This is a genomic window from Streptomyces sp. NPDC031064 (assembly GCF_055570965.1).
In genome coordinates this window covers 378,058-399,744 of record NZ_JBVIGF010000006.1, presented here as the reverse complement: position 1 = coordinate 399,744, position 21,687 = coordinate 378,058, and the positions used below count along the sequence as shown (strand labels likewise).

Annotated in this window: 17 protein-coding genes and 1 riboswitch; of the genes, 5 read left to right on the top strand and 12 right to left on the bottom strand. The window is 72.9% G+C overall.

What is annotated here, in order from left to right:
• Positions 1-32: 32 nt before the first annotated feature.
• The 6 genes from ACZ46W_RS23520 to ACZ46W_RS23495 all read right to left on the bottom strand — a co-directional run bounded on the left by ACZ46W_RS23520 (position 33) and on the right by ACZ46W_RS23495 (position 6,178).
• Positions 33-842 (bottom strand): Pvc16 family protein, encoded by an 810-nt coding sequence (locus ACZ46W_RS23520; RefSeq protein WP_468340684.1) that lies wholly within the window; start codon positions 840-842, stop codon positions 33-35.
• A gap of 4 nt (positions 843-846) precedes the next feature.
• Complete coding sequence (locus ACZ46W_RS23515) at positions 847-1,599, bottom strand: hypothetical protein (RefSeq protein WP_468340682.1); 753 nt, start codon at positions 1,597-1,599, stop codon at positions 847-849.
• Positions 1,592-2,473, bottom strand: coding sequence for a T4 family baseplate hub assembly chaperone (locus tag ACZ46W_RS23510; RefSeq protein ID WP_468340679.1), 882 nt, complete (start codon positions 2,471-2,473; stop codon positions 1,592-1,594). The genes ACZ46W_RS23515 and ACZ46W_RS23510 overlap by 8 nt, the downstream gene beginning before the upstream one ends.
• Before the next feature lie 29 nt (positions 2,474-2,502).
• Positions 2,503-3,027, bottom strand: coding sequence for a phage tail protein (locus tag ACZ46W_RS23505; protein WP_351570284.1), 525 nt, complete (start codon positions 3,025-3,027; stop codon positions 2,503-2,505).
• A gap of 48 nt (positions 3,028-3,075) precedes the next feature.
• Positions 3,076-4,926 (bottom strand): phage tail sheath C-terminal domain-containing protein, encoded by a 1,851-nt coding sequence (locus tag ACZ46W_RS23500; RefSeq protein WP_468340675.1) that lies wholly within the window; start codon positions 4,924-4,926, stop codon positions 3,076-3,078.
• 484 nt (positions 4,927-5,410) lie between these two features.
• Entirely contained in the window at positions 5,411-6,178 is a 768-nt protein-coding gene (locus ACZ46W_RS23495; RefSeq protein WP_468340672.1) for a transglycosylase SLT domain-containing protein, read from the bottom strand.
• Positions 6,179-6,182: 4 nt separating this feature from the next.
• Positions 6,183-6,303, bottom strand: a riboswitch (cyclic di-AMP (ydaO/yuaA leader).
• 631 nt (positions 6,304-6,934) lie between these two features.
• On the opposite strand from ACZ46W_RS23495, the gene ACZ46W_RS23490 reads away from it, so the two are divergent.
• Positions 6,935-8,353 carry a nucleobase:cation symporter-2 family protein gene (locus ACZ46W_RS23490; protein ID WP_468340670.1) on the top strand — a complete coding sequence of 473 codons (1,419 nt, stop codon included), beginning with the start codon at positions 6,935-6,937 and terminating at the stop codon, positions 8,351-8,353.
• 404 nt (positions 8,354-8,757) lie between these two features.
• Here the strand turns inward: ACZ46W_RS23490 and ACZ46W_RS23485 are convergent, their stop codons facing one another.
• Positions 8,758-9,480 carry a transcriptional regulator gene (locus ACZ46W_RS23485; protein WP_468340667.1) on the bottom strand — a complete coding sequence of 241 codons (723 nt, stop codon included), beginning with the start codon at positions 9,478-9,480 and terminating at the stop codon, positions 8,758-8,760.
• A 210-nt stretch (positions 9,481-9,690) separates the two neighbouring features.
• Entirely contained in the window at positions 9,691-10,776 is a 1,086-nt protein-coding gene (locus ACZ46W_RS23480) for an endonuclease/exonuclease/phosphatase family protein (RefSeq protein WP_468340664.1), read from the bottom strand.
• Between the two features lie 108 nt (positions 10,777-10,884).
• Between ACZ46W_RS23480 and ACZ46W_RS23475 the strand changes: the two genes are divergently transcribed.
• Positions 10,885-12,183, top strand: coding sequence for a Tm-1-like ATP-binding domain-containing protein (locus ACZ46W_RS23475; protein ID WP_468340661.1), 1,299 nt, complete (start codon positions 10,885-10,887; stop codon positions 12,181-12,183).
• Here the strand turns inward: ACZ46W_RS23475 and ACZ46W_RS23470 are convergent.
• Both ACZ46W_RS23470 and ACZ46W_RS23465 read right to left on the bottom strand, forming a co-directional pair.
• On the bottom strand, positions 12,104-12,730 hold the full coding sequence (locus ACZ46W_RS23470; protein ID WP_468340658.1) for a helix-turn-helix domain-containing protein: 627 nt from the start codon (positions 12,728-12,730) through the stop codon (positions 12,104-12,106). The genes ACZ46W_RS23475 and ACZ46W_RS23470 overlap by 80 nt on opposite strands.
• A gap of 100 nt (positions 12,731-12,830) precedes the next feature.
• Positions 12,831-15,623 (bottom strand): SpoIIE family protein phosphatase, encoded by a 2,793-nt coding sequence (locus ACZ46W_RS23465; protein ID WP_468340655.1) that lies wholly within the window; start codon positions 15,621-15,623, stop codon positions 12,831-12,833.
• A gap of 218 nt (positions 15,624-15,841) precedes the next feature.
• On the opposite strand from ACZ46W_RS23465, the gene ACZ46W_RS23460 reads away from it, so the two are divergent.
• Positions 15,842-16,957, top strand: a complete 1,116-nt coding sequence (locus ACZ46W_RS23460) for a S1 family peptidase (RefSeq protein WP_468340652.1) — start codon at positions 15,842-15,844, stop codon at positions 16,955-16,957.
• 35 nt (positions 16,958-16,992) lie between these two features.
• Here ACZ46W_RS23460 and ACZ46W_RS23455 read toward each other — a convergent pair whose 3' ends face one another.
• The gene (locus ACZ46W_RS23455; protein ID WP_468340649.1) at positions 16,993-17,202 is read right to left on the bottom strand and encodes a hypothetical protein; all 210 of its coding nucleotides are present in this window, start codon (positions 17,200-17,202) and stop codon (positions 16,993-16,995) included.
• A 190-nt stretch (positions 17,203-17,392) separates the two neighbouring features.
• Here ACZ46W_RS23455 and ACZ46W_RS23450 point away from each other — a divergent pair, with 190 nt between their 5' ends.
• Both ACZ46W_RS23450 and ACZ46W_RS23445 read left to right on the top strand, forming a co-directional pair.
• On the top strand, positions 17,393-18,646 hold the full coding sequence (locus ACZ46W_RS23450) for a BtaA family protein (protein WP_468340646.1): 1,254 nt from the start codon (positions 17,393-17,395) through the stop codon (positions 18,644-18,646).
• A 17-nt stretch (positions 18,647-18,663) separates the two neighbouring features.
• Complete coding sequence (locus ACZ46W_RS23445) at positions 18,664-19,389, top strand: class I SAM-dependent methyltransferase (protein ID WP_468340643.1); 726 nt, start codon at positions 18,664-18,666, stop codon at positions 19,387-19,389.
• Here ACZ46W_RS23445 and ACZ46W_RS23440 read toward each other — a convergent pair.
• Entirely contained in the window at positions 19,362-21,587 is a 2,226-nt protein-coding gene (locus tag ACZ46W_RS23440) for an MMPL family transporter (protein WP_468340640.1), read from the bottom strand. The genes ACZ46W_RS23445 and ACZ46W_RS23440 overlap by 28 nt on opposite strands.
• Between the last annotated feature and the right edge of the window lie 100 nt (positions 21,588-21,687).

The window sequence follows — 21,687 nt, the reverse complement described above, 5'->3', positions numbered from 1 at the left end:
CCCTTACCCGCCCCCGTCTCGCGCACTGTGCCTCAGCCCTCCTTGTTCGGGGCTTTGCGGGAACGGGCGGGAGCGGAACGCTTTGCCGGGGCCCGCTTCTTGGCGGGAGCGGCGGGTTCGGCGGCTGCGGCGGACTCGGCCGGGCCGTCAGGGGTGCCGGGCGTGGCGGCCTCGGCGGGCTCGCCGGAAGAAGCCTCCGGCACCGGCGCACCCGGCGGCACCGGCGCACCCGGCGCGCCGAACGGCAGCACCCGTACCGTCCGCCGCTCCACCGGCTTCGCCGGGACCGGGACCTCGCGGCCGTCGATCAGCACCAAAGACGCCTGGTACGCCACCGACAGGGTGTACGGCGTCTGGTGCAGCATCCCCCACAGCTTGGACGTCTCGTCGACGTCCATCACCGTCGGCGTGAACCGCACCTTCTGCTCCGACTGCGCCAGGTCGCTGCCCGCCAGGTACGGGCGCTGCGCCGCGAGTTCGATGAGCTCCTTGGGCAGCACCGGTATCTCGTGCAGGGTCCGCACCACGCAGCCGATCAGCCGCTGGCCGACCAGCTCGGCCTCCTCCCCGTACGCGCTGATCAGGTAGTGCAGGTCCAGCGCCGCCGCCGGGCGCTTGACCAGCGTGCCGTCCGAGGAGCGGGTGGGCAGGTCGTAGTGGCGCATCGAGGCGTTCGGGGTGACCTGGTAGAGGAAGACGTTGATGGTCGGCTCGACGGGCGGCTCGGCCGGGGGCTTACGGGTCTCGACCTTCACCGCGATGTCGATCTCGGGCGAGAGGTTGTTCCCGATCAGCAGCGCCAGGGCCTGGGTGACCGTCGCGACGGCAAGTGCGTTGCTCATGACCTCAGTTCCTCTTCTCGCCGCGCGTCAGGTAGTCGTCCAGGGTGAGCGCGGGCGCCCGCCGTCCCGTGGGACCGGGGCGGTCCGCACCCGGGCGGGCCGCGCCGGGCGGCGGGGCCGCGCTCACTTCGAGCCGGCCGATCTGTACGTGGACGACGCGCTCCGCCGCCCGGGGCGCGCGCCGCCCGACGCCGCCCAGGCCCGCGCCCCGGGCCGCCGCCGTGTCGGCGTCGCGCGGCCGCGCGGGCGCCACCGCCCCGGCCGGGGGCGCGGGTGCCACGGCGGGTACCGCCGCGCCGGGGGCCGTCGCCCGGGCCGCGCCGTCCGGGCCGGGCACCGGTCCCGTACGCCGTGCCGCGCGCGGCACCTGCGGCGTGCCGGGCGCCACCGGACGCGCAACCGGCCCGGTGTCCGCCGCGGGCCGCAGCAGCGGGCCGGTGGCGGGCGCCCGCTGGACGACGGACCGGTCCTGTTCACCGCCCGGCCGGGCCGTTTCCCGCACCACGGTGTGCCGGTCGCGCACCACCTCGCGCTCGTGGCGGATCAGCTCCGCCGGCCCGAAGGCCGGTCCCGGCGCCGACGGGAGCAGCGGCGCGGGCTCGTCCGGCTCGGGCGGAGCCGTACGCAGCGCCTCGGCCCGCTCGAACGGTCCGGGCAGCCGGGGCCGCACCCGCGCCACGCCCCCGGCACGGCCACCCGCTCCGGGCACCGGTGTGTGCCGGGCGAGCAGCCGGTCGAAGTAGTCAGGGTCAGGCATCCGCGCACAGCTCCAGGTAGTAGCGGCGCCGCAGCGGGCTGAGCGCCAGGATCTCCGGCTCGCTCCACCCGTAGGCGGTGGCGAGCAGATGGACGTCGAGCAGCAGGTCCCGCGCCCAGTTGTCGAGTTCGGCCCACAGGTAGGAGGTGATGTCCAGCTCGGCCGGGGTGGCCTCGCCGCACTCGGGGCACGCCACGTCCAGCGTGACGTCGGCCACCGGGTCGGCCTCCCCGGCCGCCTCGGCGAGCCGCCGCTCCACCTGCGGGGGCAGCAGTTCGCCGAGCCGCTCCGGGGCGACGGCCCGGCCGCCCCGTTCCGCCGACACCGTGCACCGCGCCAGCAGCGCCCGGCGCGCCCGGGACGGGTCCGCCGGGTCCGCCTCCGCGCTCGCCGCCGCGAGGTCGGCGACGGTGGGCAGCCGGAACTCGACCACCCACTCGTCCTCCTCCACCCGCAGCGGCCCGCCCGCCGCCGAGCGTGACGCCCGCGCGCCGAGCGCCGTCGCGTCGAGCTCGAACTCCATCGCCTCGCCGCACGACGCGCACTCGACGCGCACCTGCATGCGCTCGCCGAACAGGGCCCGGCGCAAGGCGTACAGGTCCGCCTCCCGCTCGCCGACCGGCAGCGACAGCAACTCGTCGGTGCCGGCTCCCGGGCGGGCCGCCCGGTGCAGCAGCAGGGAGCGTCCCCAGGCGGGCTGCGCCAGTCCGGCCTCCCAGGTGGCGAGCAACTCGGCGGGCCCCGCCGGCGCCCCGGCTTCCGTCGGCGCCCCGGCTCCCGTCGGCGCCCCGGCGCCCGCCGGCACCCCGGCTTCCGTCGGCGCCCCGGCTCCCGTCGGCACCCCGGGCCCCGTCGGCCCAGCGGCACGCGTCATCCCTCAGCCCTCCGGTGCGCCGGTTCCGTTCAGGCCGGGTGGGTGAACGAGGGCTCGACCGGTTCCTCCACCTCGTAGTCGCGCTCCCAGCCCTCGCATTCGAGCTTGACGCTCTGGATGGCGACGGCGTTCGCGTTCGCATCGAGCTCGCCGAGCACCTGGTACTCGCTCACCCACGCCCGGTACAGCTTGTGCGAGACGGCCACCTGCCCGGCCTCGTTGAGGACCTGGATGATGATGTCCTTGCGGAAGTCCCGCAGTGAGACCTCCGAGCCGAGACCGGCACCGACCTGCCACACCTTGTTGGCCCAGCGGTCGAATTCCGGGTCGTGGGTGACACCGCGTTCCAGCGTCACGCCCTCGAATTCGGAACGGCCCGGCGATTTGCGCGGCGAGCTGGGATCGCCGCCGTGGCGGTGCTTGACCACCTCGGTGGTCCGCTTCAGGGGACTGATCTTGCTGATGCCCGCGACCGTCCGACCGTCCCAGAGGACCAGGAACTTGAAATTCTTGTACGGGTCGAAGCGATGGGCGTTTATCCGGAACTCAGCCATCGGATTCCTTCGTGATCCTTTTCCTTGGCGACGAGGGGGCGACGAGTGTTACGAGAGGTCGAACTGCCCGGCGACCTGCTGGATCTTCACGATGACGAACTCCGCGGGCTTGACCGGCGCGATGCCGACCACGACGTTGACCACGCCCCGCGCGATGTCGGCATCGGTGGTGGTGTCCTTGTCGCACTTGACGAAGTACGCCTCACGCGGCGTGCCGCCCTTGAAGGCGCCCTGACGGAAAAGGTCGTTGAGGTACGCCGACGCGTTCAGCCGGATCTGCTGCCAGAGCTGCTCGTTGTTGGGCTCGAAGACCACCCACTGGAGCCCCCGGTAGAGGCTCTCCTCCACGTGCAGGGCGAGCCGGCGCACCGAGACGTACTTCCACTCGCTGCTCTGCGCGTCCGCGCCGTCCAGCGTCCGCGCGCCCCACACCAGCGGGCCCACCACCGGGAACGTCCGCAGGCAGTTGATCCCCAGCGGGTTCAGCAGCCCGTTCTCCCGGTCGGTGAGCTTCACCGTCAGCGAGCGCACCCCGGCCAGCTTGGCCTCGGTCCCGGCCGGTGCCTTCCACACGCCGCGCTCACCGTCCGTACGGGCGATGACGCCGGCGATCGCACCCGAGGGCGGGAAGGCCCGCAGTCGGCCGGTCAGCGGGTCGGTGAGCTGCGTGTGCGGGAAGTACAGGGCCGCGTGGTCGCTGCGTACGGGGTCGAAGGCGCCGATCCCCGCCCGGGCGGCGTCCACGCTGCCCCACGTCGACGGCGCGTCCACCAGCAGGAAGATCCGCCGCTCCCGGCAGAGCTGCTCGGCCGCCGACAGCACGGTGACCATGTCCTCGGTGGAGTCGTACGCCGCGAGCTCCGGAAGCGACAGCAGGTTGACGTCGTCGACGTCGCGCAGCGCCTGGAGACCGGTCTTGCGGGCCTCGCTGCCGATGAGGTCGCGCGGCCCGGGCGCGTCGCCGTCCTTGCCGCCCTCCAGCGCGAAGACGGGCGGGTTGACCGAGGCCTCCAGCCCGAGGTCGTTGGCGCACTCGCCGATGAAGCGGACCACGTCGTCGGGGTCGAGGGACCCGGCGACCACCTGGAGCCGCCGCCCGAAGGCGGTGACCTCCGCCCCGGCGAAGGAGTGCTTGCCCGGGGCGTCGGGCAGGGCCCGCAGCTTGCGCTCCAGGAGCAGGGCGAGCTCGGTGACGTCGGCCGGCGGCTCGCCGTCGTGGTCGGGCTCGTAGAGCGTGAACTCGCGCTCCACGTCACCGATCTTGACCTTCAGCTCCACTTCGAGGTTCGGCAGTTCGGCCGCGAAGGGCTTGGAGACCGTGCCGGAGGGGTCGGGCCGGTCCTCGTCCCGCGCCTTGACGCGGACGAGTGCGGAACCGGCGTTGACGACCGTCTCGACGAACCGGCCGTGGCCGGGGCTCATGGACAGACCGGTGAAGGTCTCGCGGGCCGCGCCGCGCGCGTCGAGGACGTGGAGGTTGAAGGTCCGGTCGGGGGTGGGGGTGTCGTGGTCGACGGCCACCCGCAGGCCGGAGCCCCAGACGCCGGGCTCCTTGGCGTGGACCTCCAGCACTGGGCACTCGCTGTGGCCCTCGGTGGAGTCGAGCGTGACGCGGGCCTCTTCGCCGGTGCCGGCCTTGGCCACGCGGACGATCACCGCGACCGAGCCGCCGTTGCCGAAGAACTGGTGCACGGCGTAGCTGACGGCGCTGCGGGAGGTGAGTCCGCCGAAGCGGCGCTCGAAGTCCGCGAAACTGGTGATCCGCACCGGCTGGTTGAGCGGACCCCGGCGGGTGTGCCCCACGAACGCGGTCACCGAGGTGGTGACCGAGGCGATGGTACGGACGCTGCTGGGAAGTTCTTCGATGTAAACGCCGGGATAGCCCATATGCGTCGGCATTCCCCCTCCATTCCCTTCGCGCACCAAGAGATGAGGAGGGGAGGAGAGCACCGCGCACGCGGGTCATGGATACGCGTGCGCGCTCTTCGGTCTTTCCCCCGTCACACACCCCGTGCGATATCGGTCTCGCAGGGCCACTGGCATGCGCGTCTGCTGATGGCTCCTGATGCCTGAGTGCCTGTGTGAGTCTGGTTCGCCGCCCACACCATGGTCAAGGGACCCTTTCGGTCAACCGGCGATCACCGTGTGTGGAGTTACGTGGAGGCGGTTCGGCGAGGTCAGCGGGATATCGCCGGTGGGATATGAAGACCGAATTCACCAACGCTTCACAGGAAAATCCGCGCCGAGGTGGGAAACCGGCCGAATGCCAATCGGCCCGGCGCGCCGCCTTGTGTCCGGTTGGTGAGGAAAACGGGGTTCTGTTAACGCCGCCGGGGCCGGCCGCGTGCGTCGCGGCCGGCCCCGGCGGGGGAAAGCGGGTCGGTCAGTACGGACCGTTGACGTTGTCGATGGAGCCGTAGCGGTCCGCCGCGTAGTTGCAGGCGGCGACGATGTTGGCGACCGGGTCGTAGGCGTCGTTCGCCGTGCCCGGCACGTGGTAGGCCTCGAAGGTGGGCGCGATGACCTGGAGGAGGCCCTTGGAGGGAGTGCCGTTGATGGCGTTGATGTCCCAGTTGTTGATGGCGAGGGGGTTGCCCGAGGACTCGCGCATGATGTTGCGGTGGATCCCCTCGTACGTGCCGGGGATGCCGTGCCGCGCCATGATGTCCAGCGCCTCGCGGATCCAGCCGTCGAGGTTGTCCGGGTACGAGGCGGCCTTGGCGGCGACCGGGGCGGCCTTGCGCTCGGCGGACCGGTCGGCCCGCTCGGGCGCCGAGGAGCGCTGGGCCGGGGCCTTGGTGCCGATGGTCAGCTTGAGGCCGGGGCGGATCAGGGACGGATCGGCGCCGACGGCCTTCCGGTTGTCCTCGTAGAGCTTCTTCCAGCCACCGCTCACCCCGTGATCCCTCGCGATCTTGGAGAGGGACTCGCCGGCGACGACGGTGTGCGTTTCGGGGGCGGCCTTCTTGGCGGCGGGCGCGGCGGCCGTAATGCCGGTGGTCACCGAGTGCGCGGCGCTGCTCGGGGCGGCCGCGGCGGTGGTGGCACCGATCATGGGGAGCGCGAGTGCGGCGCCACCCGTTCCCGCGGCGACGAAGCGGCGGGCGAGCGGACTGTTCTTGGGGCGGCGGTGCTTACCCTTTGCGGGCATGGGGCGTTCCTCTCCGTCGCCTGCGAGGTGAGCTGTCGGGTTCGGACTGGAGATGCCCGGCCGCGGTGTCAGCGCGGCTTCACCCCGAGCCGTTCCGGTGTTCCCCGGACCGGCGGCTTACCTGGGTCCCCCGCTCCTGCCGTACGTACGTGAGTGGTGGGTGCGGTTTCCGGACGGCGGCAGGATTCGGCGGTCCATCCGGATTGAGGGTGACCGTAAGCGAGAGGGGTCGCGGGGAACAAGGCTGGAATTGAGCGCACGGGTCCTTGTCCGCACATCTGGCGGGCCGTCAACTTTGCTGCTGAAAAGCCGAAACAAGGCCCCGGCGATACCCTGGCACCGGTACGGGGCGGTGATTCTTGTCACGCGTGGCTGCCCTGGGCGACAAGTCGCTTATGTTCGCCGCAATATGGGCGGTGCAGGCGATAGCCGCGAAACCCTCATAGATGACTAAATAGGACGGAAGGCGCCCGGGGGCGGGTGGTATCGCCGGTTACTCGCGAGGAACACCAGGCGTGAACTAAGGTGAGCGCCCCGATCGGCTCCCCCTGTGGATCCCAGGACAAAACGGTCTTGGCCAGGTCGATCGAAGGATGTCCTGTCAATCAGGACGCACATTGCAGTGCAGGGCGACGTGATGTCGGCAACTCCGCCAGACGTCGGCTCCGTACGGGCCGACGAGCCCTCGTCCTGTCACCCGGGACTCGAGGTGTTGGCCCTTCTCTCATTCACCTACCTCGCGAAGGCAAGGCAGAGATGGCACGAGTCTCCCGACAGCACTCCGGCAAGAAGACGCATCCCGTCGACGAGATGCTCCCCCTCCCCAAGCTCACCCTCTACGGCTTCCAGCACATCCTCGCGTTCTACGCGGCGGCGGTCATCGTCCCCGTACTCCTCGGCAACGCCCTCGGGCTGTCCCGGGAAGAGCTGGTCTACCTGATCAACGCGGACCTGCTGACCTGCGGCATCGCCTCGATCATCCAGGCGCTCGGCGTCTGGAAGGTCGGCGCCAGGCTGCCCCTGGTCCAGGGCGTCACCTTCACCGCCGTCTCACCCATGGTCGCCATCGGCATCGGCGCGGGCGGCGGTACGGCCGGTCTGCTGGTGGTCTACGGCGCGGTGATCACCGCCGGTATCGCGACATTCCTTTTCGCGCCCTTTTTCGGGAAGTTGGTGAAGTATTTCCCGCCGATCGTCATCGGCACGATCCTCACCATCATCGGCATGACCCTGATACCCGTCGGCCTCCAGGACGCGGCCGGCGGCGCGCACCTCATGGGCGAGCCCGAATACGGCTCCGGGAAGAACCTCGCGTACGCCCTCGGCACCCTGCTGCTCATCCTCGCGGTGGTGCGCGTCGGCAAGCCGTTCCTCAGCAGCCTCGCCGTGCTCATCGGGCTCGTCGCCGGCACCGCCGTCGCCTGGCTGTTCGGCGACGCGCACTTCGGCGCCGTGAAGGACGCCGACTGGTTCGGCGTCAGCACGCCCTTCCACTACGGCATGCCGAAGTTCGAACTCCTGCCCATCATCGCCATGGTCGTGGTCATGCTGATCACGATGGTCGAGACGACCGGTGATGTGTACGCGATCGGTGAGATCACCCGCAAGAAGGTCGACAGCGACACCGTTACGCGGGCGCTGCGCGCCGACGGCGTGGCGACCGTTCTCGGTGGCGTACTGAATTCGTTCCCGTATGTGGCCTTCGCCGAAAACATCGGACTTGTCCGGATGTCAAAGGTGATGAGCCGTTTCGTGGCGGTAGCTGCCGGTGTCTTCATGATCGCGCTGGGGCTGCTGCCGAAGGCCGGAAGCCTGGTCGCCGCGGTGCCGCACCCCGTGCTCGGCGGCGCGGCCATCGCGATGTTCGGCATGGTCGCCACGGTCGGCATCCAGATCCTGGGCAAGGTCGACCTGCGCGAGGAGCGCAACGCCCTCATCCTCGCCGTCAGCCTGGGTGCCGCCCTGCTGCCCACGACGGTCGCGCCGTTCTTCGACCGCATGTCGGACGACGTCCGGGCGGTCCTCGACAGCGGCATCACCCTGGGCGGCCTCACGGCGATCGTGCTGAACCTGTTCTTCAACGCGTTCACCCGCCGCAAGGCGATGGAGATCGACTGGGAGGACTACGAGAACGACGGCACGCCGCCCCCGCCGGTCGGCGCCGCCACGCGCTGACCCCGGTGGGGCCGGCCACGCCCGCCCGGGCATCCCCCGCCGCCCCCTGCATCCGCCCGCCGGACCGGCCGCCGACTCCGGCCCGGGCGGGCGGACCGCACGGGGGGCCGCAGCGGGCGGGCCACGGCGGGTGCATCGCACGGCGGACCGGCCCGTGCGGACCGCACGGACGGGCCGCACGGGCGGGCCCCACCCGGCGGTGCGCACGGGCCGGTGCGCACGGACGAGCCGCGCCCGGCGGTCCGCACGGCGGGCCGCGGCGGTCCGGTCCGCACGGGCGGGCCCCACCCGGCGGTGCGCACGGGCCGGTGCGCACGGACGAGCCGCACCCGGCGGTCCGCACGGCGGGCCGCGGCGGCCGGACCGCATGGCGGGTCACACCCGGCGGTCCGCGCGGGGTGGGCTCAGTGGCCCGTCGCGTCGAACGGGGGCTCCTCGCCCACGTCGCCGATCAGCTCCCAGAAGTGGTCCACCAGCCGGTGCAGGTAGGCCGAGCGCTCGGCGGCGACCTCTTTGAGGCGGGAGTCGTCATTGCGGGCGACCAGGTGGCCCATGTAGCGCTCGGAGAACTCCGCGAACTCCGCGTGCATCGTGCGCAGCGCGTCGCCCACCAGCGTCTCGTTGACCACCACGATCTCGGCCACGGGCGCCACGTGGGCCTTCCAGCGGCCGTCGATGGCCGAGCGCAGGTGCCCGGCCAGCTCCTCGCCGCGGCCCATGATGCCGACCAGCTTGCGCAGCGACAGGCCGAGGGCGTCCACCAGCGCCCTGGTCTGCCGCAGGTCGCCGTCCCACTGCTGCGCCGCCTCCGCCTTGCGGTACTCGGCCGGGTCCATCCCGATCCGGTAGGCCAGCCGCTCCACGCTCAGTTGCCGGGCCAGCCGGTGCTCGGCCAGCGTGCGCGGCTCGACACCCATCAACGTGGTGGACGAGCACCACAGCACATCGGCGAGGGCGAAGAGCTGGGGCTCCGACGGGACGTGGGAGCCCTGCTCCCAGGCGGCGACCAGGTCGGGGTGGACCGGGACGCCGCACGCGGCCATGGAGTGGGCGACCTGAACGGTGCTCAGGCCCATGCGGGCCCGCGCCGCTCTGGCCTCCGCGGGGGAGAACGGAGTGCGGTACACGAATGAAACACCTCGCTGCACCCGGCGAGCGTAGGGCGCTTGGGGGAGAGGGAACCGGTGGATGAACATCCAGGAGCGGGCAGATTAACAGATGCCCGACTCGTGCGAATGCCCAGATTTTCCTTCGATCCCAAGGTGTAGCGCGCTTTATGGGGGTCCAAACGGTTGATGAAGGGTTCAATCCTCCCCCCGATCGAAGGAAACCGTCCGTTAGCCGGAAGCTGCCGGCCGGTAGTCGGACACCCCGGCCCCGGCGTCGACGCGCAGCGAGGTGACGACGGCGGCGTGGTCCGAGTAGAAGGGGCCGGGTCCGTGCTGCGGAAGGCGGGTGTCGACCGTGTGTGACCCGGTCACCGAGACGCCCGCTCCCCGCGCGAACACGAAGTCGATCCGGTCCGGCGTGATCATGTAGTCGTACTCCGGCAGCGGACTCCACGTCCGGCCGGCGGCCGCGCAGACGTCCGGGTTGGCGGCCCGGTAGGTGTCGGTGAACCCGGCGTCGGTCACCATCTTGGTGGCACGCAGCGCGTACCGCAGGCCGAAGTGGTCCGGGCACCCGGCGTACCGGGACGTCCAGTCGGCGGCCGGCAGGGTGTTGAGGTCCCCGGCGAGGATCACCGGATCGGTGTTGCCGGCCAGCATGGCGGGCAACTGCTCGCGGATGATGTCCGTCACCTGTGGCAGTTGCGCGCCCGACTCGGCGTCACGCACCTGGGCGGGCGAGTACGGAACCGGCCGGCCCTCCCGCACCGCCACCGCGTTCGCGTCGACCATGTCGCCGATCCAGGGATTGGTGTACCCCAGCCACATGTCGAACAGGCTGACCTGCCGGCCGCTGGGCAGCTCGACCCGCACCCCGCCGAAGTGGAAGTCGCCCACCACGCCTCCGGACGGCTTCGGGTAGACCTTCGTGACCGGATAGCGCGTGAAGATCCACAGGTTGTCGCTCCGGCCGGCGGTGATACGGGTCGCGCTGTACGTCCCCTTGCCGGCCCGCTGGGTCAGCCCCTCGCGGATGACGTCCGCCGACCCGTACGTCTCGACGGAGAAGAACACGTCCGGGGCGATGGCCACCACCTGGTCCACGACCCGGGGCAGGTTCTCGGCGCCGCCGAGGCCGTCGTTCCTGCCGCCGTGGAAGATGTTCCACGCGAGCACACGGACCTCGTCGGCGGTGGCGCGGCTGGAGGCCGACGCCGGAGCGGGTGTCAGGAGGAGCCCGGCGGTGAGCGCGACACCGAGCGCGAGGACGGCCGGGCGGCGCCATGCGCGGCGCACTGTTCCGAGAGTTCTCATGATGCCAACCAACCACGCACACATGGCCGTTGGGAGACCTCCCGGCGACGGAAGGCGGACGGAGGCCGCCCTCTTGTCGATCAGTCGATTCCGCCGGACAGTACGTGCATGGCGATCGTTGTGCTGCTCGGAACCCTCGACACCAAAGGCCTGGAGTACGGATGGCTGCGCGACCGGCTGCTGCGCCGGGGAGTCGACGTCCTCGTCGTCGACACGGGCGTCATCGGCGAACCACGGATACCCGCCGACGTCCCGCGCGCCGAGGTGGCCCGGGCGGCGGGCGCCGACCTGGAGCTGCTGCGGGCCGAGGGGGACCGGGGTGCCGCCGTGACGGTGATGGCCCGGGGCGCCGCCGAGACCGTGCGGCGGCTGCACGAGGAGGGGCGCCTGCACGGTGTCCTGGCCATCGGCGGCAGCGGAGGCACGTCCATCGCGACCCGGGCGATGCGCGGACTGCCGCTCGGGGTGCCGAAGGTGATGGTGTCATCGATGGCCGCCGGTGACGTCTCGGCGTACGTGGGCTCCGCCGACATCACCATGATGTACAGCGTCGTCGACATCGCCGGGATCAACCGCGTGTCCGCCCCCGTCCTGGCGAACGCCGCCGACGCCGTCGCCGGCATGGCCGAGGGCTTCGCCACCCGGGAGCCCGCGGCCGGCCCCGGCCCCGGCGCGCGGCCGCTGATAGCGGCCAGCATGGCGGGCGTGACGACGCCGGGCGTCGACGCCGCCCGCGAACGGATGACCGAGCTCGGCTACGAGGTGCTGGTCTTCCACGCCAGCGGTGCCGGCGGCCGCACCCTGGAGTCCCTGGCCGGGCAGAAGCTGTTCGCCGGCGTCCTGGACCTCACCCTCTGCGAACTCGCCGACGAGCACTGCGGCGGCATCCTCACCGCGGGCCCGGACCGGCTCGCCGCGGCCGGACGCCACGGGATACCCCAGGTGGTCGGCCCCGGCGCGCTCGACATGGTCAAGTTCGGCCCGGCCGACACCGTGCCCGCGCGGGTGCGTGACCGCGACGTACGCGTGCACAACCCCTCCATCACGGTGGTCCGTACGACGCCACAGGAGTGCGCCGAACTCGGCCGCCTCGTCGCGGCCAAGCTCCGCGCCGCCACCGGACCGACCGCCCTGTGCCTGCCCCTGCGCGGGCTGTCCACCCTGGGCGCGCCCGGCGGGCCGTACCACGACCCGGACACCGACGAGGCGCTGTTCGGCCCGCTCCGCGACGGGCTGCGGGGCAGCCCCGTGCAGGTGGTCGAGGTGGACACGCACCTCAACGACCCGGCCTTCGGCCGTGCCGCCGCGGACCTCCTGCACCGGATGATCACCGCGACGCGGCCGGATCGGCCTGCCGGGGCCGCGCCCGTACGTGCATCCGCTCACCCTGGCGCCCGAAGAGGCTGAGCACCTCCACGGCGCCGTCCCCCGTGCTGCCGAACCAGTGCGGCAGCCGGGTGTCGAACTCGGCGGCCTCGCCCGCGCCCAGCACCAGGTCGTGGTCGGCCAGCACCAGGCGCAGCCGCCCGGACAGCACGTACAGCCACTCGTACCCCTCGTGGGTGCAGGGCTTGGGGATGTTCCGGTCGGGCGGGAGGATCATCTTGTACGCCTGCTGCGGGCCCGGCTGCCGGGTCAGCGGCAGCACGGTGGTGTTGCCGTGCACGGTCCGGGGCGTGAGGCGGACGCGCGGGTCGCCCACCTCGGGCGCGCCGACGAGTTCGTCCAGCGGGACCTGGTGGGCCTGGGCGATGGGCAGCAGGAGCTCCAGGCTGGGGCGGCGCCCGCCGGACTCCAGGCGGGACAGGGTGCTCTTGGAGATGCCGGTGGCCTCCGCGAGGGCTGTCAGGGTGACGCCGCGCCGCGTACGGATACGCCTGAGGCGCGGGCCCACCTCGGAGAGGGTGCGGGCGATGGCGGCCGAGTGTTCTTCCCGTTCTTCCACGCCGCCCATTAATCCCCACCGCGTCCCGGAACGGCAAAGAACGTTGCCGTTTCCGGGAACGGCCACCGACCCGGACGGCACAAGGCGTCACCAGGACCTCACCGGGGCCTCACCAGGACACGTCGTCCAGCATGAGTTCCACCGGCTGCCGGGGCCCGGCGGCCGGGGACTGCTCCGTCCACATCACCTTGCCGGTCGGCGTGTACCGGGTGCCCCACCGCTCGGCGAACTGGGACACCAGGAACAGTCCCCGGCCGCCCTCGTCGGTCGTGGCCGCCCGCCGCAGGTGCGGGGAGGTGCTGCTGCCGTCGGAGACCTCGCAGATCAGGCAGCGCTCGTACAGCATCCGCACATGGATCGGCTCCGAGCCGTAACGGATGGCGTTGGTGATCAGCTCACTGAGCATCAGCTCGGTGGTGAACCCGAGGTCCTCCAGCCCCCACTGCTCCAACTGCTGTCCGCACGCCGACCGGACGCGCGCCACGGCCGCCGGGTCCGGGGGCACGTCCCAGTCCGCGACACGGGTGCGGTCCAGCAGGTTGGTACGCGCCACCAGCAGCGCGATGTCGTCGCGGCGGTGCGGCGGCAGCATGGCGCTGAACACGGCCTGGCACGTCTCCTCCGGCGTCCGGTCCGGGTGCCCGGACAGCGTGTCGCGCAGTACGCGGAGGCCGGTGTCCACGTCACGGTCGCGGTACTCGATCAGGCCGTCCGTGTAGAGGACGAGCTGGGTGCCCTCGCGCAGGTCCAGCTCCGCCGTCTCGAACGGCAGGCCGCCCAGACCCAGGGGCGGGAAGACGGGCACCTCGGGGCAGTCCACGGTGCCGTCCGGCAGGACGAGGGCGGGCGCGAAGTGCCCGGCGGTCGCCACGCTGCACCGGCCGGACACCGGGTCGTAGATGGCGTACAGGCAGGTCGCGCCCGTGATGGCCTCGCCGTCGCCGTTGGCGCCCTCCTCCTGGTCGATCCGGGACACCAGCTCGTCGAGGTGGCCCAGCAACTCGTCCGGCGGCAGGTCCAGCGCGGAGAAGTTGTGCACCGCCGTCCGCAGCCGGCCCATCGTGGCGGCGGCGTGCAGCCCGTGCCCCACCACGTCCCCCACGACCAGGGCGACCCGGGCCCCGGGCAGCGGGATGACGTCGAACCAGTCGCCGCCCACCCCGGCCTGCGCCGGAAGGTAGCGGTACGCGATGTCCAGCGCGCCCTGCTCGGGCAGGACCCGGGGCAGCAGGCTGCGCTGGAGGGTGACGGCCATGGCGTGCTCGCGGGTGAAGCGGCGCGCGTTGTCGATGGCGACGGCGGCCCGGGCGGCCAGCTCCTCCGCGAAGGCCAGGTCCTCCTCCTCGAACCGCTCCGCACGCTCCGAACGCCAGAAGTTGGCCATCCCCAGCACCACCCCACGCGCCTGCAACGGCACCGTGACCAGCGAGTGGATGCCGTACGCGAGGGCCTGGTCCGCCCCCGAGGGGTCTTGCGCCCGCCAGCCGTGGGCGACGTTCAGGTCGGCCTCCAGCACCGCGTGCCCGCTCGCCAGGGCCGCCGCCATCGGCGTGGTGGCAACGGCGAACCTGATGAGGTCGCCCACCGGCTGGAGCGGGTGGTCGTCACGGATGCCGCTCACCGCCGTGCGCCGCATCTCGGTGTGCGTGCCCGTCGGCTCCTCGCCGCGCAGCACGGGGTCCAGCAGCTCCACCGTGACGAAGTCCGCGAACCCGGGAACCGTCACCTCCGACAGCTCCTCCGCCGTCCGCACCACGTCCAGCGTCGTCCCGATCCGCACCCCCGCCTCGTACAGCAGCTTCAGCCGCTCCCGGGCCACCTCCGCCATCCCGGACACCGCCCGCAGCTCGGTGGTGTCCCGGAGCGTGGCCACCGTGCCGGACGCCCCGCCGTAGGGAGCCGTGGGCCGGGTGTTGACGGCCAGCAGGCGGTCGCCCGCCAGGTGCACCTCGTCGGTCACGGTACGGCCCGAGGCCAGCAGCTCGGCCGTGTCCGCGTCCAGGCCGAGGCTCGTGACCGGGCGGCCCTCCGCGTCCGGCGGCAGCTCCAGCAGGCGACGCGCCTCGTCGTTGGCCAGCGTCAGGCGCCCGTCGTCCCCGATGATCAGCACCCCTTCGCGCGCCGCGTGCAGCACCGCGTCGTGGTGTTCGTACATCCGGGTCATCTCGGTGGGGCCGAGGCCGTGCGTCTGGCGGCGCAGCCGCCGGCTCACCAGCGCCGAGCTGCCGACCGCCAGCGCCAGCGCGGCGCCGGCGGAGCCGAGGAGCACCGGCAGGTGGCGGTTGACCGCGTCGCCGACGTTCTCGATCGTGACGCCGGCGCTCACCAGGCCGACGACCGAGCCGTCCGCGGCGGTGACGGGGACGACGGCCCGGGCCGCGTCGTTCGGGGCTCCCTCGAAGATCTCGGTGAACGCCGTCCCGGCCGCCGCGCGCTCGACGTCCTCGGCGCGGCTGCCGATCAGTGACGGGTCGTTGTCGGCGACGCGGGTCCCGTCGGGTGTCATCACCGCGATGAAGTCCAGGCCGGAGCCGTCCCGGGCCCTTTGCACCGAGGGCTGGAGCGCGGCGGTCGGGTCGGGGGCCCTCAGCGCCGCCACGGTGCCCGGGGCGTCCGCGAAGGACTCGGCGGCGGCCAGCGACCGGTTCTGGGCGTCCTGCTCGCTGTCGTACCGCGCCTGGAACGCCAGCCCTATCACCGCCGCGGTGATCAGCAGCACCGCGACCAGGATCTGGAGGGCCAGCACCTGGCCGGCGACGGTGCGCACGCCCAGCAGGGACCGCACACCTTCATGCGGCGGGCGCCGTGCCTTCCCGGCGAGGAGCCGCTGCGGAGCGCCCGGCGCGCGTTCCGGGGACGGGCGGCCCGACGCCCGCCTGGTCCGTCCGAGACGTCCGCTCATGCCCCATTTCTAGCACTGCATCCTCGCCCGGAGCGACCCACAGGGGCCCGTCGTGGCGGCGCGGGGCGTCACCCCGAGGCGCCGGCGGCCGCCGCACGCGCCGGATGTGTTGCCCGCCCCGGTGAACACATCCGGCGCGGCGCGCGTACCAACGGGCGGACGCGTCCCCCGGCTGCCGACGGCAGCCGGAGTCCGAACCACCAGCAGGAGCAGCGGAGTTGAGTCACAGGCGCATACCCAAGCGAAAAGCCGTCCTCGCGGGAGCGGGGGCGGTCGGCATTGCCGCGGCGGCGATCCTGCTGCCCAACGCCAATGCTTCCCAGTCCGGACCCGAACCGGGCAAGGTCGCCGCCAAGACCATGAGTGCCGCGTCCGCCGCACAGGTGGCCCGGCAACTCGGCCAGTCCCTCGGCGACTCCTACGGCGGGGCGTACTACGACGCGGCCAAGCGGCAGCTCGTCGTCAACGTGGCCGGCGGTGACGACGCGGGAAGCCGCCGGGTCGAGCAGGCCGGCGCGGTCGCCCGGCCCGTACAGAACAGCAGCGGCGAGCTGACGGCGGCCACCCGGACGCTGTCCCGCAAGGCGGGCATCCCCGGCACGGCGTGGGCCGTCGACCCCAGAACGAACCAGGTCCTCGTCACCGCCGACCGCACGGTCACCGGCGAACGCTGGGACACGCTGGAGTCGGCGGTCGCGTCCCTGGGGAAGGGCATGGCCCGCATCCAGAAGTCCAAGGGCGAGTTCAAGCCGTTCGTCGACGGCGGCGACGCCATCTTCGGCGGCGGCTCGCGCTGCTCGCTCGGGTTCAACGTCACCACCCAGGACGGGCGGAGCGGATTCCTCACCGCCGGGCACTGCACCGCCGCGTCCCAGCAGTGGGCGGACGAGAACGGCGCACCGCTCGGTACGGTGCAGCAGAGCGTCTTCCCCGGCGAGGGCGACTTCGGCCTCGTCACGTACGACGACCCGGGCACCGAGGCCCCGAGCGCCGTGGACGTGGGCGGTGGCCGGAAGCTGGAGATCAGGCAGGCCGCCGAGGCGGCGGTCGGGCAGCAGGTCTTCCGCATGGGCAGCACCACCGGGCTGAGGGACGGACAGGTCACCGGCCTGAACGCCACCGTGAACTACCCGGAGGGCACCGTCACCGGGCTCATCCAGACCGACGTGTGCGCCGAGCCCGGCGACAGCGGCGGCTCCCTGTTCACCCGGCAGGGAGAGGCGATCGGCCTCACGTCGGGCGGCAGCGGGAACTGCGACGTCGGCGGGGAGACCTTCTTCCAGCCCGTGACGACCGCCCTCGCCGCGGTCGGCGCCCGCATCGGCGACGGCTGACGCCGAGCACGCCCCCGGCGCACGGGAGCCGGGGGCTACGCGGACGGGATGAGCAGCAGGGGCATCCACCGCTTCCGGGGGGCGTCCGGCCCGGTGGGGGCGGGGCGGGTGGCGCGGCGGCCGCGTACCACCAGGGCGCGGCGGCCGCGTACCACCAGGGTCAGCGCGGCCATCGTGACCGCCGTGCCGGCCAGGCCCAGGGGCGTCACCGGCCGTCGCCGTCGCCCCATCGTGGGTCGTCCCATCGTGGTCCTCCCTCGCTCGGTCCACCGGACAGCGTCCCCCGCCGGGGCCCTCGCGGCAGCCGCACGGGCCCGGGCGGGGCCGCGAGCCGCTCGCCCGGCCTAGTGCGTCACCGTCCGGGATTCGGCCGGCCGGGGGAATCCGGGTGTCTGACGCACCGGCCGGGGCGGCCGATCCAGCAAGGTGAGAGGCATGCCCTCGTACCCATCCGCCGACGTGACGCCGGTCGCCGCCCCCTCCCCGGCACTGCCGGGACCCCGCATGGGCACCCCGCTGGCCGGGCGGGTGTTCACCGTCCTGCACGACCGGAAACTGGTCTACAACGCGTGCTGGGAGGACCCGGCGCTCGACCGCGCGGCCCTCGGCCTCGGGCCCGACGACCACGTCCTGGTCATCACCAGCGGCGGCTGCAACGCGCTGGACTACCTGCTGGCCGGAGCCGGCAAGGTCACCGCCGTCGACGTCAACCCGCGCCAGAACGCCCTGCTCGAACTGAAGGCGGCCGGCATCCGGCGCCTGTCGCACGCCGAGTTCTTCGAACTGTTCGGCGCCGGGCGGTCCCTACGGGCCCGTGAGATGTACCGGGACGCGCTGCGCCCCGACCTGACGCCCTTCGCGCGGCGGTACTGGGACGGGTACATCGACGCCTTCACCGGCCGGGGCTGGCGCAACTCCTTCTACTACCGGGGCACCTCCGGCTTCCTGGCCAAGGGCCTGATGCTCTTCCTCCGCCGCTTCCAGGGCCTCGGCCCGCACCTGGAGGAACTGCTGGCCGCCCCCACCCTCGAACGGCAGCGGCACATCTACGAGTCCCGGCTGCGCGACAAGCTCTGGTCGGCGGCGAAGCTGGCCGCCCAGCCCCTCGCCCTCAACCTCGCCGGGGTCCCGCCCGAGCAGCGCCGGGAGATCGCCGAGGAGTACGCGGGCGGCACCGTCCAGCTCGTCCACGACGGGTTCGACGCGATCTTCGGCAGGCTGCCCGTCGCCGACAACTACTTCTGGCGCGCCTACATCACCGGCTCCTACACCGCGACCTGCTGCCCCGAGTACCTGAAGGCCGCGAACTTCGCCCGCCTCCGGGACGCCCTGCCGCGCCTGGACGTGCGCACCACGTCCGTCACCGGGTTCCTGTCGGCGGCGCGGCCCCGGCCGGGGATCTCCAAGTTCGTGCTGCTGGACCACATGGACTGGATGGGCTGGCGCGACCAGCCGGCCCTGGCCCAGGAGTGGCAGGCAATCCTGGACGCGGCCCGGCCCGGCGCCCGGGTGATCTACCGCAGCGCCGGACTGCGCACCCGCTACCTCGACCCCGTACGCGTCACGCACGAGGGCCGTACCCGCCAACTGACCGACCTGCTCCACCGCCACCCGGAGCTGGCCGCCCGGCTGCACGAACAGGACCGGGTGCACACCTACGGCAGCTTCCACATCGCCGACCTGCCCTGAGCCCCGGAGGGACCCGCATGGGACTGAGGTCCGACCTGCGCACGATCCGCCACATGGCCTTCCCGCGCGTCGCGGGCACCACGCCCGCCGAGCGCATGGAGTCCTACTACCGCTCCACGGCCCACGACTACGACGCCTTCCGCGAGCGCCTCCTGCACGGCCGCCGCGAACTGATGGGCCTGCTCCCCACCGCCCCCGGCGCCCACCTGGTCGACATGGGGGCGGGCACCGGCAACAACATCGAGTACCTCGACGAGCGGCGCCGCAAGGAGTGCCGGCGGATCACCCTCGTGGACGTCTCGGCCTCGATGCTGGACGTGGCGCGCCGGCGCGTCGAACGGTCCGGCTGGGACAACGTCGAGACGGTCCTCGCGAGCGCCGCCGACTACCGGCCGAAGGGCGGCCCGGCCGACGTCGTCATGTTCTCCTACGCGCTGACGATGATGCCCGACTGGTTCGCGGCCGTGGACCACGCCCGTGCCATCCTCCGGCCCGGCGGGACCATCGCCGTCTGCGACTTCTACGTCTCGCGCAAGCATCCCGGCGGGGGAGTGCGGCACGCCGCGTGGCGACGCCACCTGTGGCCCGCCTGGTTCAGCCACAACAACGTCTTCCTGTCCCCGGACCACCTCCCCTACCTCCGCGCCCGGTTCACCGCCGTCCACGTACGCGAATGCCTCTCGCCGGTGCCGTACCTGCCGGCCCGCGTGCCGTACTACCTCTTCATCGGCACCAGGGACTGAAGGGCCGGCCGGGCGGTGGGCAGCCACCAGTTGGCCCGGCCGAGCAGCGCCATCAGGGCCGGTGCCAGCAGCAGCCGGATCACCGTGGCGTCCACCAGGACCGCCACGGCCAGACCCACCCCCACCACCTTCAGCAGCAGCAGACCCGACGCCGCCAGCGCCGCCATGACGACGATGACGACCAGCGCGGACGCCGTGAACAGACCGGCCGTGTGCTGCACGGCCCGCGCCACCGCCCGCCGGGTCGAGGCGCCCGCCTCGTGCTCCTCCACGGTCCGCGACAGCAGCAGCACCTCGTAGTCCATCGACAGCCCGAACGCCACGCACAGCACCAGCACGGGCACGACCGTGTCGGTCACCCCCGTCGCCGTGAAACCGCCGAGCAGGCCACTCAGGTGCCCCTCCTGGAACACCCACACCATCACCCCGAAGGTGGCGCTCAGGCTCAGGACATTGAGCACGAGCGCCTTCAGTGGCAGCACCACACTGCGCGTGCACCACCCCAGCAACAACAGCGTCACCACGGCGATCAGGGACAGCGCCGGAACCACCCCGGCCCGGATGGCATCGCCCAGATCCGCCAGCCACGCCTGCGTACCGCCGACCAGCGCGGGCACCGGCGAGGAGACGGCCCGCACCGCCCGTACCACCTCCGCGCCCTCGGCCGTCTCCGCACCCACGTCGGTCACGACCGCCGCCCACGCCCCCGCCTCCGACGCGTAACCGTGCCCCGGCGCGGCCGACCTCACCCGCCGGCCCTCCCGGTACGTCCCCGTCGCCGTCTCCACCCGCGCCACGTGCTCCAGCCGGGCCAGCCGCCGGGCGTAACCGTCCAGCGCGACGGCGCCCGCCCGGGCGTCCAGCCCGGGCAGCACCACCTGCACCGGGTTCAGCGCCTGGTGGTCGAAGTCCCGGCGCACCGTCTCCGTGGCCTGCCGGGTCGCCGAATCGGCGGGCAGGGCCCGGTCGTCGAACGTGCCGAACCGGGCGCCCGCGAACGGCAGGACCAGCGCGGTCAGCAGCACGCCCAGCACCAGGACCACCGGCACCGGGCGGCGCATCACCCCGTACGCGAGGCGGAACCAGCGGCCGCCGTCCGGCGCCGCCCAGGGCCGTCGGCGGCGCACCGACAGCGCGTCGATCCGCGGGCCCAGCAACAACAGCGCGGCGGGCAGCGCGGTGATCGCGAGCAGGGCGCTCAGCGCCACCACGGCGATACCGCCGTACGCCACCGAACGGAGCATGCCGAGCGGGAACAGCAGCAGCGCGCCAAGGCTGCCGATCACCGTCAGCGCGGAGCACACCACCGTACGGCCGGTGGTGCACACGGTGGCCACCAGCGCCTGGTGCGCGGCCTCCGACCGGTCGCCCTCCTCCCGGTACCGCGTCCTCTCCTCCCGGTAACGGGCCAGCATGAACAGGCTGAAGTCGACCGCCAGCGCGAACCCGAGCGCCGTGGTCAGGTTCAGCGCGATCACCGACACCGCCGTCAGACCGGACAGCCCGCTCAGGAACGCGGCCGCGCCCACCACCGCGGCGAGACCGACCAGCAGCGCCAGGCCCGCCGCGACGACGCCCCCGAAGACCACGACCAGGACGGCCGCTGTCAGCGGCGCCGCCAGCAGCTCGGTGCGCCGCAGGTCCAGCCGGCTCTGCCGTTCGATCGCGAGCCCCACAGGCGTGGCCCCCGTTGCGGAGACCGTCAGCGGGCCGTGGCGCCCCGTCAGCTCCCGTAGCAGCGGCTCCACGTCCCGGTGTGCCGTCGCCTCGGCGCTCGCCACCCGCAGCAGCACCAGCGCCGCCCGCCCGTCACGGCCGCGCAGCGCGGCGGCACGGTGTGGCCAGTACGAGCGGATCTCCACCACCTTCGGCGACTTCCGCGCCCGCTCCGCGAGCCGCATCCCGGCGCGCACCGCCGCCGCGTCGTCCACCGACCCGCCGGTCGTGGCCACCAGCGTCACCGTCGGGCTCCCGCTGCGGAACGCCGTGGACAGCGTGTGCTCGGCCCGCGCCGACTCGGCGCCCGGCGCCGTCGTACCGCCGTGGTGGAGGTTGTCGCCCACGCCCACCGCCGCCATGGCCGCGAGCAGCAGCGCGCAGCCGGTCAGCACCAGCGTACGGACGGGGAAGCGCAGTACCAGTTCGGCGAGGGAGCCCAGCGGGTCGGCGGGCAGGAGGCTCAGGCGCCGTTTCACCATCCCGGACCGCACATGTGTCTCCTCGCCTGGACTGGGAGCCTGGACTGGGACTCCTCAACCTCCCACACCGCCGGCCGGGACGGTCGGCGCGACCCGGCGG

What these genes read in the sequence shown, in the direction of transcription:
- ACZ46W_RS23520 (WP_468340684.1), bottom strand. Translation starts at nt 842, where the DNA reads ATGAGCAACGCACTTGCCGTCGCGACGGTCACCCAGGCCCTGGCGCTG.
- ACZ46W_RS23515 (WP_468340682.1), bottom strand. Translation starts at nt 1,599, where the DNA reads ATGCCTGACCCTGACTACTTCGACCGGCTGCTCGCCCGGCACACACCG.
- ACZ46W_RS23510 (WP_468340679.1), bottom strand. Translation starts at nt 2,473, where the DNA reads ATGACGCGTGCCGCTGGGCCGACGGGGCCCGGGGTGCCGACGGGAGCC.
- ACZ46W_RS23505 (WP_351570284.1), bottom strand. Translation starts at nt 3,027, where the DNA reads ATGGCTGAGTTCCGGATAAACGCCCATCGCTTCGACCCGTACAAGAAT.
- ACZ46W_RS23500 (WP_468340675.1), bottom strand. Translation starts at nt 4,926, where the DNA reads ATGCCGACGCATATGGGCTATCCCGGCGTTTACATCGAAGAACTTCCC.
- ACZ46W_RS23495 (WP_468340672.1), bottom strand. Translation starts at nt 6,178, where the DNA reads ATGCCCGCAAAGGGTAAGCACCGCCGCCCCAAGAACAGTCCGCTCGCC.
- ACZ46W_RS23490 (WP_468340670.1), top strand. Translation starts at nt 6,935, where the DNA reads ATGGCACGAGTCTCCCGACAGCACTCCGGCAAGAAGACGCATCCCGTC.
- ACZ46W_RS23480 (WP_468340664.1), bottom strand. Translation starts at nt 10,776, where the DNA reads ATGAGAACTCTCGGAACAGTGCGCCGCGCATGGCGCCGCCCGGCCGTC.
- ACZ46W_RS23475 (WP_468340661.1), top strand. Translation starts at nt 10,885, where the DNA reads ATGGCGATCGTTGTGCTGCTCGGAACCCTCGACACCAAAGGCCTGGAG.
- ACZ46W_RS23470 (WP_468340658.1), bottom strand. Translation starts at nt 12,730, where the DNA reads ATGGGCGGCGTGGAAGAACGGGAAGAACACTCGGCCGCCATCGCCCGC.
- ACZ46W_RS23465 (WP_468340655.1), bottom strand. Translation starts at nt 15,623, where the DNA reads ATGAGCGGACGTCTCGGACGGACCAGGCGGGCGTCGGGCCGCCCGTCC.
- ACZ46W_RS23455 (WP_468340649.1), bottom strand. Translation starts at nt 17,202, where the DNA reads ATGGGACGACCCACGATGGGGCGACGGCGACGGCCGGTGACGCCCCTG.
- ACZ46W_RS23450 (WP_468340646.1), top strand. Translation starts at nt 17,393, where the DNA reads ATGCCCTCGTACCCATCCGCCGACGTGACGCCGGTCGCCGCCCCCTCC.
- ACZ46W_RS23445 (WP_468340643.1), top strand. Translation starts at nt 18,664, where the DNA reads ATGGGACTGAGGTCCGACCTGCGCACGATCCGCCACATGGCCTTCCCG.
- ACZ46W_RS23440 (WP_468340640.1), bottom strand. Translation starts at nt 21,587, where the DNA reads ATGGTGAAACGGCGCCTGAGCCTCCTGCCCGCCGACCCGCTGGGCTCC.